Below are 14,324 nucleotides of genomic sequence, written 5' to 3'. Positions count from 1 at the left end.
TCAGACGCGCGCATTTATTTGACTGGTAACTGTGATTGCTTTTTCTAATGTTTATTCCCAATTTTTTTGTGTTGTGAGGTAATTGATGACCGCTAAACTGTTGCCAACAAATCCGACTCGATATCCACTGGATTGGACTGCGGTATTCTTTTTCACTACAATTCATGCTCTCGCACTTTTAGCACCCTGGTTCTTCTCCTGGTCTGCCTTGGGTATGACTCTCTTTTTGCACTGGTTATTTGGCAGTATTGGCATTTGTTTGGGCTATCACCGCCTATTGAGCCATCGCAGTTTTCAGGTTCCTAAAGGGCTGGAATATGCGATCGCCCTGATCGGTACTTTTGCTCTACAAGGAGGGCCAATTTTCTGGGTGGCGGGTCATCGGCTACACCACGCCTATACCGAGGATATCGATAAAGATCCTTACTCAGCCCGGCGGGGGTTCTGGTGGAGCCATATGTTGTGGATTTTCTACCCGCATTCAGAATTCTTCGATTATGAACAGTACCAGCGGTTTGCCCCCGATCTGACACGCGATCGATTTTATTGCTGGCTGAATCGCAACTTTTTGCTGCTGCAAATCCCCTTGGGGCTACTGCTGTATGCACTGGGGGGATGGTCATTTGTGATCTGGGGTATGTTTGTCCGATCTGTTTTACTCTGGCATAGCACCTGGTTTATTAACTCGGTCACTCACCTGTGGGGATACCGTACTTTTGAGACAAACGATAACTCCCGCAATCTTTGGTGGGCGGCTATTCTCACCTATGGCGAAGGTTGGCACAATAACCACCACGCCCATCCTAACGTTGCAAAAGCAGGCTGGCGCTGGTGGGAGTACGATCCGACTTGGTGGGCAATTTGGCTGTTAAAGAAATTGGGTCTCGCCAGAAAAGTGGTGATGCCACCGGCTCAAAATGGTACACCTTCATAAAATTGGAGATCGACCTAAAGCCATGTCTACTGTCACTAAACCCTTCACTTCTGTTTACGGCCCAGTGCAATCCTGGCGCTTTGGCCGATCGCTAGGAATTGATCCAATCGGGCCTGATTCTACTTGCTCATTTAACTGTGTGTATTGCCAGTTAGGTGAGATTGAGCACCAGAGTTGCAACCGCCAGATTTTTGTCCCGACTCAGAAAATTCAACAGGATCTGCAATCCTTCCCTGTCGGCGATGTGAACACGATCACCCTCAGCGGTAGCGGTGAGCCAACTCTGGCGTTGAATTTAGGCGAAATCCTGGTTATGGCGAAGCAAATGACCGGGAAGCCGGTTGGCGTATTAACCAACGGCAGTTTGCTGGGCGATCGCGCGGTGTGTGACGAACTGGCGATCGCAGATTGGGTAGCTGTCAAAGTTGATGCCATTGCTGCTGAATCATTCTGTCGCATCAATCGCCCCATGCCAACCATCAACCTCCAGGAAATTTGGGCCGGTTTACTTCAATTTCGCCAACTCTATTCAGGACACCTGGCAATTCAGACGATGCTACTCACCGAGTGGAACGAACAGGATCGGGCAGAGTACATCCGGCGGATGCAAGCATTACTGCCAGACGAAATCCAACTCAACACGCCGACGCGACTTTGCCCCCTAACGCATCAGCTAGAAGCACGAGGGAATGATCCGCCCAATGGCTGTTTATATCCGACAAGGCAACTCAAGCAAGTCCATCCTGAAGTGCTAAAGGTTTTTGGCGATCGCATTGAACGCGCTATAGGAATTCCAGTGCGTTACCCATTATTAAAACCAGAGGCACAGAAGCAATGAAACCTCAGAAAACAAGCCCATATTTTCAGCTTTTAGACATTCCCCCAGGCTATCTCAACATCATGGGATATGTAGACGAGTCGGAAGTGAATGGGCCCGGTTGTCGAGCCGTGATCTGGGTGCAAGGATGCCTGCGGGAGTGTCCAGGTTGCTTTAATCCGGCTTCATGGTCTTTTGAGCTCAATCAACTAATCAGCGTTGATACCCTTGCCCAGCAGATTCTCAGTCACCCTCGCAACCAGGGTGTCACCTTTTCCGGCGGGGAACCCTTCTGGCAAGCTCCAGCTTTGGCAGATTTGGCACGCCAAGTCAAAGCAGCAGGATTAAATGTCATGTCGTTTACTGGCTTCACGTTAGAACAATTGCGATCGCAACAGGGGCCCGCCGGTGTTGAGGAGTTGCTGGAACAACTCGATATTTTAATCGATGGTGCTTATGTGCAGTCTTTAGCAGTCCACTCACCCGATTCTCTCGTTTCTTCCAGCAACCAGCGCGTACATCTTTTCAATCCTGCTTTTCAGGATCAACTCACTTGGGCGAGCGATCAGATGGAGATTCATATTCTCAAAGATGGCAGTCGGATTTTCACAGGCTACCGGGGTCAACTGAATCTGGCTGAGTCGGAGTTATGAACCCGATCGCATTAAGCATCGACCATCCAAGCAATACACTTTTGCATTTGATTGCTCATTGTTTGTCGATCGGCATAATACCTGCGGCCGTGTCCCGGCAACACCCATTCAAACGAGTAATTAGCCAAATTCTGCATAGATTTGATTTGTTCTGGCCAAGAATACCAACAGACTTCGCGAAAGCCAACTAGCTGCTGCAAACTTTCCGACCAAGCAAGATGATCACCGGTGAACAAAAACTTGTTATTGTAAAGCAAAACTGTGTGACCTTTCGTGTGACCTGGCACAGATATAATCAACACATCATCGGCTAATTGATACGGTTCGCTGCCCGACAATTGAATTTCTACACTGCGAGTACCCGCGTTAATTTCGTCCGAATGAAGGATGCGATCGCACGCAAAATGATCGCGGTATTGTTGATGATCTGCCACATCGTCGCGGTGAGTCAAGTACATATAGCGAATGCCGCCCATTGCTTCTATGTTTTTGACTAGCGGCGGCACAAAACGGGGAGAATCAACTAAAATATTGCCATCGGGACGGACAATTAAATAGCTAGCTGCAGCGTAGGATTTCTCTGAATGATAGCCGCAGTGGTAGACATTTTCTGCTACAAGTGCGGGTAAAAGTTGCTGGGCTTGTTTGATGCTTTTGGGTTTTTCTACAGTGCCGATCGAACTTGTGGGACAAGACAAAAGAGCCGCGAGCGATCGGATTTCTTCAGTTTCATTAGTTGGCTGGTGGTAAACCGCAGACTGTTCTCCCGCTTGACCAAATACTTCAGGTGCCATCCACCGACAAGTATCACAGTCAATGCAGGTACTGTCTACATAAAAGTTACCGTTAATATTTTCAGTACGCCTCCGATTAATGTTAGCCATTTTTGTACCTCTTAATAACCCATATAAATTATGGTAACTTACTATAACGAGTACCCCCGACATCCCGCCGGAGGTTGAAACCCTTCTTACAGACCAATCCGGTTAAAACTCACCTCTTGCACCATTCTCAAGAAAGGGCAAGATGCCCGTTCCACAAGAGATCAATTTTCTTGTGGAACAGGCATCTTGCCTGTTCCTAAAAGGATTATTGACAATGGTGTAATATCTAAGTTGCAATCAACAATTCTACTGCTGCTGATCCGCTGGAAAAGCACCTGCTTTCACCGCCACAGTAACAGGTTGTCCGCCGCGGCTCAATTCAAGCTGCAGATCGCTGCCCACGGTACTTTTCTCCACAATTTGCTGTACGCTGCCAGCATCAGTTACTTCTGTACCGTTGATTTTCTTGATCACATCGGCAAGGCGAACTCCAGCTTGTGCCGCCGGAGAATTTTTTGCTACTCCCAAAACTAACACACCTTTATCTTCAGTCAGCCTCAATTTGGTGTTGGGATTTTGATTAAATTCTTTCTTGATTTCCGGAGTAATGCTCAACATCCGAACCCCGAGATAAGGATGTTCGGCTTTTCCTGCTGTTACTAATTGATTGGCAATTTGTTGTGCTCGATCGATCGGAATAGCAAAACCCAATCCTTGAGCGCCTTGAATAATCGCCGTATTCATGCCGATAACTTGACCGCGCTGGTTCAGCAGCGGCCCGCCAGAATTGCCGGGATTGATCGCAGCGTCGGTTTGAATAAAGCTGACGCGCTTGTCAGGAACGCCGACATCGGCGCTAGAACGGCCTGTAGCGCTAATAATGCCCACAGTCACAGTATTGTCCAAACCGAGGGGATTGCCGATCGCGATCGCCCATTCTCCCGGCTGTAATTCTTCAGATTTGCCCAAACTCACCACAGGCAAATTGTTAGCTTCTATTTTAACAACAGCCACATCAGTAACTGTATCTACGCCTAAAACTTTGCCGACAAATTCGCGGCCATCCTTCAGTTTTACCGTCACCGTATCCGCCCCATTAACCACGTGAGCGTTAGTCAAAATGCGGCCATCAGAACCAAAAACAAAACCCGAGCCGGAACCCCGTTCTACCCGATTTCCCGGTTGAATGGGAGATTCTGAACCGAAAAAGCGGCGGAATTGCTCGGGTATCTCATCTGGAACTTGGTTCGTCACCGTGCGAGACGAATTGATCCGCACCACTGCCGGGCCGACTTCCTGAACAACTTTAGTGACAAAATTAGAGTCTTGAGAGGGTAATATATTCGCAGGCAACGCTGAGATTGGCGCTGTACTTGAAGGTTCAGCTTGAATGGCGTTAGAACTTCCAGGAACTTGAGAAGTTAGGGCGTTGCACCCAACAGTTGCGGTGGAGCCGAGTAAAATAAGGGATAAAAAAGCCAGTTTTTTCGGTAAAGCAAAACGGCGAGAAGTCACAGTGGTAGCAGGCATATTTTTGGTTGACATAGTATTGATTTGATGGCAGTTAGAGCGAGAGTTATAATTATGGTTTTGCATTTTTAGCACCTACTGTAATTAAGTTAGAAGTAAAGGAGCTTTAATTTTAATTCAAGCATTTGTGATGTCTGTTTGAATGGTGGGGTTTACCCTACCAGGTGGGGTATAAACCGGACAGTCGTAAGCAAAGTGTTGATTCCAGCTTTTGAGTGCGATCGAACAGGGTCTGCACTGGCGAAGTGCTGTCTGAGTGCGATAATACAAACTACGGTAGCCAGCTCGCATATTCCGCATTTCCCGCGAACTTTTCACAGGATTGATATCCGAAGTCAACAACAATCCTGGACTCAAAAAAACCCAGGTTTCTACGCAAAATATTCGTTGTGAGCGATCGACTTTAACGTAGAAACTGGATTTTTGACCCGGCCTGCATCCAGGAATGGTAGCAGCTAAAGCACCCGAAAGCCTCACCCAAAAGCAGGAAGTAAAAAACCTCTAAAGCCGCAAGCTAAAGTACCAACTAAACCTCAGTCAAAATTGCTTGCAAAAACTCTCTTCAAATCTAAAATTGGAACCTATGGAGGAACTTTATTGCTCCATAGGTTCAATGGAACTAACCGAATCGATTTCCCTCGACTTGTTCCTCGAACTTTCCAAAACATCAACAGTATTCTTAATAAAACCAGCCATCGGCACAGCAACTAACAAACCTGCTACTCCTGCCACCTTAACCCCCACCAGCAGTGCCACTAAAATCCACACAGGATTGAGACCGATAAAACCGCCTAATAACCGAGGAGCAACCCCGCTTTCAATTATTTGCTCAATTACTGTAGCGACAGCTAAAACTGTGACGCCCAGCCAAAAGTTGTTTAATGTGATCAGCAAACTGACAATGCAAATACTGAAAGGTGCACCGAAGGGAATCATAGTCATGACACCCACACCCAAACCGAACAGAAGTCCGAAGGGAACTCGCATAATTAAAAAAGCAACAGTGATAGACAGTCCCATTAAACCCGCCAAAGTTGCTTGCCCGACGAAGTAGTTGTGGAAGCTTCGCGCCAGCAACTCTCGCAATTGAAGGCTCAGCTTGGAAGGAAACCATTTAAACAATCCTTCCCATACGCGATCGCCGTGCAAGAGCAAGTAGAATGTCACGACTATTGTGAGGAGGAAATTCAACAGACTGTCTGCAGCACCCAAACCAAATCTGAGAATTTCGCCAGTGAGAGACTGCAATTGAAATGAGAGTCGATCGCTCAATTGGGTTGTCAAACCGCTAACATCAATGCGGAGATTGCGATTTTCCGCCCAATTGTGGAATGCTTCAATCTGTTCGGTGCCAGAAACTATCCAAGTCGGCAGTCGGGTGGCGAGTTCAGTGATTTGGTTGAGCAGAATCGGGGCCAGAGTGATACCTAAAACCACCAATAGCAGTAAAGTCAAAAACAATACCGACAAAACTGCTCGATCGCGCTTCAAGCCGTATCTGTGCAGAAAGCGCACTGGATAATCTAGCAAAAAAGACAGCACTGTAGCGACTACCAAAACTGTAATCAGGGCGCGAAAATATTCAAAGACTAGGAGGGCTAACCAGCAGTTGAGTACCGCTAGGGGAAATACCAGTCCGTAAGTCCACCACTGCGGCAGTTGAGTGAAACGTCTCATCTAAGTTAACCGAGTTAAAATTTGAGATGCAAGATGCGAGATGGACACTGCTATTTGCCGTTCTCCGTTAACCATTTTATAGTGCATTTATTTATACCCGACTGCTGAAAATTCCCAGTTGCTCGACCCGCAGCGGAAATTGGGTTGCTGGCAGGCACTGCCTGCCACAACCATGTTATATCGTTTCCGCTGATATGGATATATCACCTGCGAAAAAAATATTTTTTGCTGTTGGCAAGGCAGCAGTTGGCAGGGCGCGATTCAACCTTTTTCCCCGTGCCGTTCAATAGCTAATTGGATTAAACGGTCTACTAATTCCGGAAAAGAAATGCCGTCGGCTGCCCACATTTGCGGATACATACTGGTAGCTGTAAAGCCGGGAAAAGTGTTAATTTCGTTAATCAAAACTTCTCCGGTTGATTCAATGTAGAAAAAGTCTACTCGCGCTAAACCTGCTGCGTCTATAGCCAAAAATGCTTGCACTGCCATTTCTTGGATTTGCGAGACGATCGCACCGCTGACTTTTGCCGGGATTGAACAGTCGGCTTGTCCCTGGGTATATTTTGTTTCGTAGTCGTAGAAATCGCTTTGAAAAGTGATTTCTCCCACCGTTGAAGCTTTGGGATTATCGTTACCTAAAACTGCACATTCTAATTCTCTAGCAACCACACCCGCTTCGACAATTATCCGCCTATCGTAGCTGGCGGCGCTGTCGAGTGCTGCTTCTAACTCAGCGCGCGATCGAGCTTTAGAAATTCCCACAGACGATCCCAAATTCGCAGGTTTGACAAAGCAAGGATAGCCCAAATCTGCTTCAATTTTGTCACAGAGTTTGGGGAAAACGCAAGGGTTAGACCAGATTTCGGAACGGTTGACAGCGATGTATTTTACCTGTGGCAAACCAGCTTGAGCAAAAGCCATTTTCATCGCAATTTTATCCATTCCCAGCGCCGAACCTAAAACGCCGGAACCGACAAAAGGAACTTGCAATAATTTCAGCAATCCTTGCACCGTACCATCTTCACCGTTTGGCCCGTGCAAAACAGGGAACCAAACGTCTACAGCATTAAAATTAGGAAACTGTCCAGCGGGAGAGTCGTTTTGTGCTGTTTGTTCTTCTATTTCCAGAGGTTTTCCGGTGGCTAAGACTTCTTGAGGTAATGTTCCCGACAGCCAGCGGCCGTTTTTTTGGATGTAAAAGGGCAGAACTTCGTATTTAGAGGCATTTTCGTCAGCAGCGAGGGCACGGGCGATCGCCCGCGCCGAACTAATTGAGACTTCGTGTTCGCCCGATCGCCCCCCGAACAATAGCCCGATCCGCATCGTTGTCATTTTTCACTACTCCTAGGACTTTTCGACAAATATACACGCAGAGAGCGCAACTAAGGCACATACGAACCGCTTTAAGACTACTTATCTCCTCCCTTCCACTCTTCCTCTGTGTCTTCTGCGCTCTCTGCAGTAAAAAAAATTACATCTTCTTAGAAAAGTTCACCAGTAAGCCGTCCCCTATCTCATTCCGGTGCTATTTAAAGCATTTCCCCCGTCAAACTAAAAGCGCGAATATCTGTAATTTTAACCCGCACAATTTTACCCGCCAATTCTGCAATATCGCCCTTAAAAAATGTGAGACGATTGCCGCGAGTGCGCCCCATCACCTGAGTTGGATCTTTGAGATTCTGGACTTCCACCAAAACCTCTTCAGTGCGTCCGAAATAGCGCTGCGATCGTTCCATCGCCGTTGTTGTGACTACATGATTGATTCGTTGCAGGCGATCGGCTTTCACATCCTCACTCAACTGATTTTCCCACAAAGCCGCCGGCGTCCCAGGGCGAGGCGAATAAGCCGCAGTATTCACCAAATCGAAACCAACATCTTCGATCAACTTCAAAGTCTTCTCAAACTGCGCTTCCGTCTCCCCAGGAAAACCGACAATCGCATCCGCCGTAATCGAAGCATCCGGCATATAACGGCGAATTGTATCAATGATCCGGCAGTATTTTTCCTGAGTATAACCACGCGACATCGCCTTCAAAATATCATTATCTCCCGACTGAAAAGGAATGTGAAAATGTTCGCAAACCTGGGGTAACTCCGCACAAGCCTTAATCAATCTTTCCGTAAAATAGCGCGGGTGGCTAGTAGCAAATCTGAGGCGATCGACCCCCGGCACATCCTGCACAAAATAAAGCAAATCCGTCAAAGTATGCTGGTTGCTGCCGTCCGGTTTTGTTCCCGGTAAATCGCGTCCGTAAGCATCAATATTCTGCCCCAACAAAGTTACTTCCTTGTAACCTTGACGGCCCAAATCTTCCATCTCAGCGCGAATTGCCTCCGGCATTCGCGACTGTTCAACCCCCCGAACATTCGGCACAACACAATAAGTGCAGCGTTCATTGCAGCCGTAAATTACATTCACCCAAGCAGTCACCTTGCTGTCGCGGCGCGGCTTAGTAATATCCTCCATAATTTCAACAGCTTCAGTCGCCACCACTTGATTGCCCTCAAAAACTTGTTCCAGCAAATCTTCAAGTCGGTTAGCGTGTTGTGGCCCCATTACTAAGTCTAATTCCGGTACTCTCCGCAGCAGCGCTTCACCTTCCTGCTGCGCCACGCATCCAGCTACAATTAAAGTTAAACCCGGTTCTTGGCGCTTGCGATGAGCTTGCCTTCCGAGGTTAGAATAAACTCTTTGTTCGGCATTGTCGCGAATCGTGCAAGTATTGTAGAGAATCAAGCTAGCTTCGTTCGGGTCTTCCGAGAACTCAAAGCCCATATTTTCCAGAATGCCGGCCATCCGTTCCGAGTCGGCTTTATTCATCTGGCATCCGAAAGTAGTGATGTGATAGCGGCGGGGTTTAACGGTCATGGCGAATTGCAGGCAAATAAAAAATATAGGTTTTCAACCTTAACACTTTATTATAACACTTCTGTGTTAAACGACATACGTCTGGTAATTGGGGATTTTAATAATTATAGTGTGTGCAATGCGCCCTTTATCGCTACAAATAGTTTTAGAGACCGACAAAATCTGCGAATTCGGGTATCTGGCTATTCTGTTTTTTTAGTGAGATAAAAACTGTAAAATTGTTTTGGCAATACCTTGTGCAGCCAAATAAGGAACCCCATTGCCAACAGTTTTAAACATATTAGTCAACGTCATCTTTGCCGGCAGTGCAAAATCTTTGGGCAGTGACTGAATAGCCAGTGTTTCTGCAACAGAAAGTCGGCGAAGTTTGTAAGGGTGCAAGTGAACTTCGTTATTGCCGTAACAAGCTGTGGGCGAATAACGCCATCGGTGTAATCGCTTGAAAGATTTTTTTGAATCATCTCCTTCATCAACGGAAGCAAATCGCTTAATGCCAGCTTTTGGTTGAAAATAATGTTGGGCATTGGGATGGTTGAGAACGTCATTTTTTTGGAACCAAAATTCTACCGTTAAATTTTGGGGCAGGTCATCAGGACAAGGCAAGAAGTTATCGGCTGCAAAGGCATTTCTCTCAGGCCAAGGATGAGAAAAAACTTCTGATTTGGGATATAATATCTGACTTTCCCAAGGAAATAAACTTTCGGATAACATTTGGCTTTTTTCTTCTAGGGAAATGCCCAGATTTTTGACAAGGTTTTTTCTAATCCCAATCAAAATAATTCTCTCCCTATCTTGCGGGACACCGTATTCTATCGCATTAATTAAACGTTCGGCAAAAACGTATCCCAAATCAGCCAACTGATTTTTGAGTGCGTCGTAAAAAGCTTTATGTTTTTTGGTCCTCCACAAACCTTTGACATTTTCAAATAAAAAGAAATCTGGCTGCTGCTGACAAATCAATTCAATGTATGAAGCTGAAAGTTGACCTTTATCTCCTTCCCCACCCCGATTTTTGCCACCAATAGAAAAGTCAGGACAAGGCGGCCCCGCGATAAATCCCACAATATCGTGATGCTTGCGGGCATCCTGCATTAATTCCCGCAGCCGAAAAGCTGGTTCTCCCCCTACAAGTCGAGTTACATCTGCTTCCTCTCCTTCGCAATATCCGTATTCTGGTAGTGGCAAATTCATGCACTGCCGAGAATAGCGGTATGCTTGCATGAAAGGTGGGAAAATTTCATTGACATACGCTACATTAAAGCCGATCGACTCAAAGCCCAAATCGAGGAAGCCTGAACCTGAAAAAAAAGAGAAAATACAGGGGATGGGGAATTGGGAATGGGGCATGGGGAATTGGGAATGGGGCATGGGGAATGGGGCATGGGAAATTGGGAATTGGGAATTGGTAGAATCGCCGGAGCGGGTTTATGAGATTATTGGTTTGAGGCGATTCTTGTTGGTAAAACCCGCCGCTACAGGTATTATTACAACCATTGCCCGCCTCGGAAACGCCAGTGGGGAAACAAAATCCGCATCAGTGTTTGGGATGCCAGATAAATAGCTAGCCATACTAAACTATAATGCAAAGCAAAAGCTCCCAAGTCAAAATTTTGTGCAGGTATCCCCGGCAAACCGATAATGTTGATTAAAAATAACACAAACAGTGCTTCCCAAATTCCAGCGAGTAATTGAAACGCGCCGGGCCAATCTCGATCCCAGCGGAACTGCTGGATGTAGATATATAAAGCATCCCAGCCGATGCCCAAAATCGCTACATACCCTAAAATCCAGAAAAAGATTGAGCCTGATTGGGCGGTAATTAAACCCAGAAAAAAGGGCAGCGTTACTAAAACGCCTACGGTTGCAAATAGCAATAACCGAGTTTGCCAGCGACCGAATAAAGTGGGAGTCATGCGATTTTAGATTTTAGATTTTAGATTTTAGATTACATGGTCAAATTGTTCGATTTTGAATTGATATTTTAGATTTTAGACTGAAAGCAAAGCTTGTTTAAGTCTATTAAATCCCCTACATTGCTGGTTGCCTAACTTCCTCCTTAAAATTAGCCGGGAGATTTATTTAACATCCACTTCCACCACTGCACAAACGATCGCCAAACGCTCAATTTCCGCACACCAGCCGCTCGGTTGGCGGCCAGACTTTCAACCGATCGCAAGGCGGCGTATTGCAAGCCCAGAAAACTGTCTACGGGCGCGTAAGGCCCTCCCAAAGTAATCGCGCCGGCTGCGTATACCCGGCCTTCTCCGTTGCTAGCAGAAGAATTCCGCAATTCGGGCACTTCAAAATCGTTGTTAACACTCAGCCTGCCCAAACCGTTGAGGGGAAGATTATATTGATCTACCAAATCGTTTAACAAGGGACTGGTTTTTACCTTAGCGTCCAAACCCGTAGCATCAATAATAAAATCAGCTTCTAACTTAATTTGCCCTTTAAGTTCCTTCTCCTGAATGTACGTCACCGTGCGGTTTTGACTGTCGCGCTCGACTCGCTCGACTTCACCGAAGGTAATTTGATACCATCCTTGACTTAAACCTTCTTTGACAATCCGCCGCCAGTCGCTGCGCTGGGCTGTAGTAGTTCCGCCCCAGTCTGTGAGCAACTGCGGCCGCAATTCCGGGGCGGCTTGTTCCAAAAGTACGCGGAGTTCGCCGCCCCAGCAAGCTTTCGGCCAGTTGAAAGGTTGAAATTCGTAGTGATTTTCGACGCTGCGCTCAGCGAGTTTAAATTTGTTACCTTGAGGTTTGGGCGATCGCATCAAATGCAATACTTGAATGTTGCCGTTCCGCTGTCGCGCTTCGTAAATTCGCTGCACAACGCGCGAAGCCACAATTCCCCGGCCTCTAATTAACACGCTGCCGCCGCTGGCCTCCAATTTTTCGTAAACGCCGTCGTGCTTTTCGTAAGCGTTGATAACCGACTCAAAATCCTGGGTTTTTTCGCGATAAGCCTGCAAGTCTGGCAGAAATTGAATGGCGGGATAGCCGGTGGCTAAGTGTACGTATTTGGCGATTAAAAAAGCGTGGTCGCGGTGATCCGCATTCGATCGAGAATAAGCGATCGCGTACCTGCCGTCATCTGTTTTGCGAATTCCCCGCACTCTACCGTAGCGAAACATCTGATTCCACCCAATTCGATCGACTTCCCTGTCAATAGAATCAAACACATTCACCGCGCGAGGCGTATAAGTTTCGGCAAAAGTCGGTTCAGCAAACACCTGCCACATCAACTTCAACGACATCCCCAAACGCCCTTTAAGCAATTCCTGCCAAGCTTCCCGCAAAGCATAGGGAGGCCACCCCCAAATGTTGTCTGGACAAGAGTCAGAATTCGATCGTAGGCGTTCCCGCAGCGGAATTTGAGAATTCAGGCACAGACGCAGATAGCGGGCGTAAGGCTGGTTTTCCATGCCCAAAACTGCAATTCGATCGATTTTCACACCGCAAATTCTGAGCAAATCCACCCAAATAAAGCTGCCCAAACCGCCACCAACGGCCGCCCAATCAACTTCTGCTACAGGGAGTCCCATAGATTCGAGCGATCGCATTGACACTTGAGAAGCGTGCAAAAATGCGATCGGCGGAAATTCTTCCCTACTAGCTGTTTGAGGAAGCTGCAACATTATTTGCTGGCCCAATGCCGGGTCTGGCCCATTGGTCTGCGGATTAAAGAAAATGTGAGAATTGACAGACGGCGTTTCTGGGGAATTAACAGCAAAAGAAATGCCGATCGCGTAGGGCCCAACTTGCAGCATATCCCCGTTTGCCAGCACGCAACGGGTTTGGCGAATGCCGTTAACAAAAGTACCGTTGCGGCTACCCGTGTCAGTAAGTAAAATACTGTTACCTTCGCTGCCAATCACTGCATGAAAGCGAGAAACTTGACTGCTGCTGAGGGCAATTCGAGAAACTCGTTTCCCGTTGATAGTGGCGGGCATAGCTTCAAAAATTCGTCCCAAAGCGATGGGTAAGTCGAGTATGGGGGATCGACAATCCCCCGTAGCTGTATCTGTCCAAGTCAGTCGCAGGCGCAAGGGTTGAGAATTCATGATTATTTTTTAAACATCAGCCGTCGGCTTTGAGCTTTCTGCAAAAAAAGATTTTTGAAGTTGAGAGTGTTTAGCGGATACCGTGATTTTCCCTTTTTCTTAAATCTTGCACCATTGTCAATTAGCCTTTTATGAACAGGCCGGAAAGCCTGTTCCACAAGAAAATTCACTCTTTGTGGAACGGGCATCTTGCCCGTTGTTGAGAATGGTGCAACATCTCTGTTTTTCCAACTTTCACGGAGAGATAACCACACTCGCCGCCGCCGCCAAAGAAGTACCGCACCACGGACACCCCGCATTCAACTGTGCGTAAGGCGAAATTCGGCTGCACTTGGGACACTGCAAACCATATTTTGAAGACCCCGTCGGCTGAAAGTTACCAGGTGCGGGAGGCCCCAGCAAAACTGTCTGGGGCGCGGCTACCTGCACCTCCGTGACATTCACCACCTCGATTTGCACTTGGCCTAAATGGATGTGACTTCCCGATTTCAATTTTGCTTCGCCTTGGGCGAGAATTTTTCCATCTACCAGGGGCGGATTGCTTTCGCGCAAATTCCGCACTGCATACTCCTGCAATTCCTGATTAAACAATATTTCAACGTGCAGCCCCGATACGCTGGGATGCGAAAATACTATATCGCACTTCGCCGGATCGCGCCCTAGCCTCACGGTTCCCGGATTTTTGCTCGGCTGTCCGTTTTCAATTGTCTGAGTTTGACGCACCCCAGCTTCTGTCCATGCTAAAGTGAGCTGGTTTGTCATGATTGTATCGGTTGGCTCAAAAATATAAAAAAATATTAACTGATTTATTTTGAGGACGGAATTTCTCAACAAAAAACTTAATCAGAATTATTGACACAGACTCGATCGCACTTCTAAACTGAAGTTCCCCCAGTAGGGGGAATGTTCAAATCTCACAAACCCTTGCACTACAAGGAACGATCGCCTTTTTA

The 14,324-nt window shown here is 47.0% G+C and carries 13 protein-coding genes; 3 read left to right on the top strand and 10 right to left on the bottom strand.

Annotated elements, in window-relative coordinates; translation table 11 throughout:
• The first annotated feature begins 85 nt into the window (after positions 1 to 85).
• From Q5691_RS22220 to Q5691_RS22210, 3 genes are read left to right on the top strand one after another with little or no spacing between them, the layout of a single operon-like run.
• Positions 86 to 934, top strand: coding sequence for a fatty acid desaturase (locus tag Q5691_RS22220; RefSeq protein WP_333347103.1), 849 nt, complete (start codon positions 86 to 88; stop codon positions 932 to 934).
• Between the two features lie 22 nt (positions 935 to 956).
• Positions 957 to 1,772: a radical SAM protein gene (locus Q5691_RS22215; RefSeq protein WP_333212047.1), complete on the top strand. Its 816-nt coding sequence runs from the start codon at positions 957 to 959 to the stop codon at positions 1,770 to 1,772.
• Positions 1,769 to 2,404, top strand: a complete 636-nt coding sequence (locus Q5691_RS22210; protein WP_333347099.1) for a 4Fe-4S single cluster domain-containing protein — start codon at positions 1,769 to 1,771, stop codon at positions 2,402 to 2,404. Before Q5691_RS22215 ends, Q5691_RS22210 begins: the two co-directional genes overlap by 4 nt.
• An 11-nt stretch (positions 2,405 to 2,415) precedes the next feature.
• On the opposite strand, the gene Q5691_RS22205 is transcribed toward Q5691_RS22210, so the two are convergent.
• The 10 genes from Q5691_RS22205 to Q5691_RS22160 form a co-directional block, all read right to left on the bottom strand.
• Entirely contained in the window at positions 2,416 to 3,288 is an 873-nt protein-coding gene (locus Q5691_RS22205; RefSeq protein ID WP_333212050.1) for an MBL fold metallo-hydrolase, read from the bottom strand.
• A 246-nt stretch (positions 3,289 to 3,534) separates the two neighbouring features.
• Positions 3,535 to 4,773 carry an HhoA/HhoB/HtrA family serine endopeptidase gene (locus Q5691_RS22200; RefSeq protein ID WP_445304845.1) on the bottom strand — a complete coding sequence of 413 codons (1,239 nt, stop codon included), beginning with the start codon at positions 4,771 to 4,773 and terminating at the stop codon, positions 3,535 to 3,537.
• Positions 4,774 to 4,875: 102 nt separating this feature from the next.
• Positions 4,876 to 5,115, bottom strand: coding sequence for a hypothetical protein (locus Q5691_RS22195; RefSeq protein ID WP_333212057.1), 240 nt, complete (start codon positions 5,113 to 5,115; stop codon positions 4,876 to 4,878).
• Between the two features lie 237 nt (positions 5,116 to 5,352).
• Positions 5,353 to 6,435 carry an AI-2E family transporter gene (locus Q5691_RS22190; RefSeq protein WP_333212058.1) on the bottom strand — a complete coding sequence of 361 codons (1,083 nt, stop codon included), beginning with the start codon at positions 6,433 to 6,435 and terminating at the stop codon, positions 5,353 to 5,355.
• A gap of 261 nt (positions 6,436 to 6,696) precedes the next feature.
• On the bottom strand, positions 6,697 to 7,767 hold the full coding sequence (locus Q5691_RS22185; RefSeq protein ID WP_333212060.1) for a D-alanine--D-alanine ligase family protein: 1,071 nt from the start codon (positions 7,765 to 7,767) through the stop codon (positions 6,697 to 6,699).
• 197 nt (positions 7,768 to 7,964) lie between these two features.
• On the bottom strand, positions 7,965 to 9,305 hold the full coding sequence (gene miaB / locus Q5691_RS22180; protein ID WP_333212062.1) for a tRNA (N6-isopentenyl adenosine(37)-C2)-methylthiotransferase MiaB: 1,341 nt from the start codon (positions 9,303 to 9,305) through the stop codon (positions 7,965 to 7,967).
• A gap of 195 nt (positions 9,306 to 9,500) precedes the next feature.
• Positions 9,501 to 10,652 carry a DNA cytosine methyltransferase gene (locus tag Q5691_RS22175; protein ID WP_333212065.1) on the bottom strand — a complete coding sequence of 384 codons (1,152 nt, stop codon included), beginning with the start codon at positions 10,650 to 10,652 and terminating at the stop codon, positions 9,501 to 9,503.
• A gap of 137 nt (positions 10,653 to 10,789) precedes the next feature.
• On the bottom strand, positions 10,790 to 11,218 hold the full coding sequence (locus tag Q5691_RS22170; protein ID WP_333212066.1) for a hypothetical protein: 429 nt from the start codon (positions 11,216 to 11,218) through the stop codon (positions 10,790 to 10,792).
• Between the two features lie 149 nt (positions 11,219 to 11,367).
• Positions 11,368 to 13,371 carry an FHA domain-containing protein gene (locus tag Q5691_RS22165; protein ID WP_333347092.1) on the bottom strand — a complete coding sequence of 668 codons (2,004 nt, stop codon included), beginning with the start codon at positions 13,369 to 13,371 and terminating at the stop codon, positions 11,368 to 11,370.
• 234 nt (positions 13,372 to 13,605) lie between these two features.
• Complete coding sequence (locus Q5691_RS22160; RefSeq protein ID WP_333347089.1) at positions 13,606 to 14,133, bottom strand: FHA domain-containing protein; 528 nt, start codon at positions 14,131 to 14,133, stop codon at positions 13,606 to 13,608.
• Between the last annotated feature and the right edge of the window lie 191 nt (positions 14,134 to 14,324).

This window comes from Microcoleus sp. w1-18aA5, assembly GCF_036701705.1.
GTDB lineage: Bacteria > Cyanobacteriota > Cyanobacteriia > Cyanobacteriales > Microcoleaceae > Microcoleus.
The sequence above is the reverse complement of the archived record's forward strand: the minus strand, read 5'-3'. Positions and strand labels throughout refer to the sequence as shown.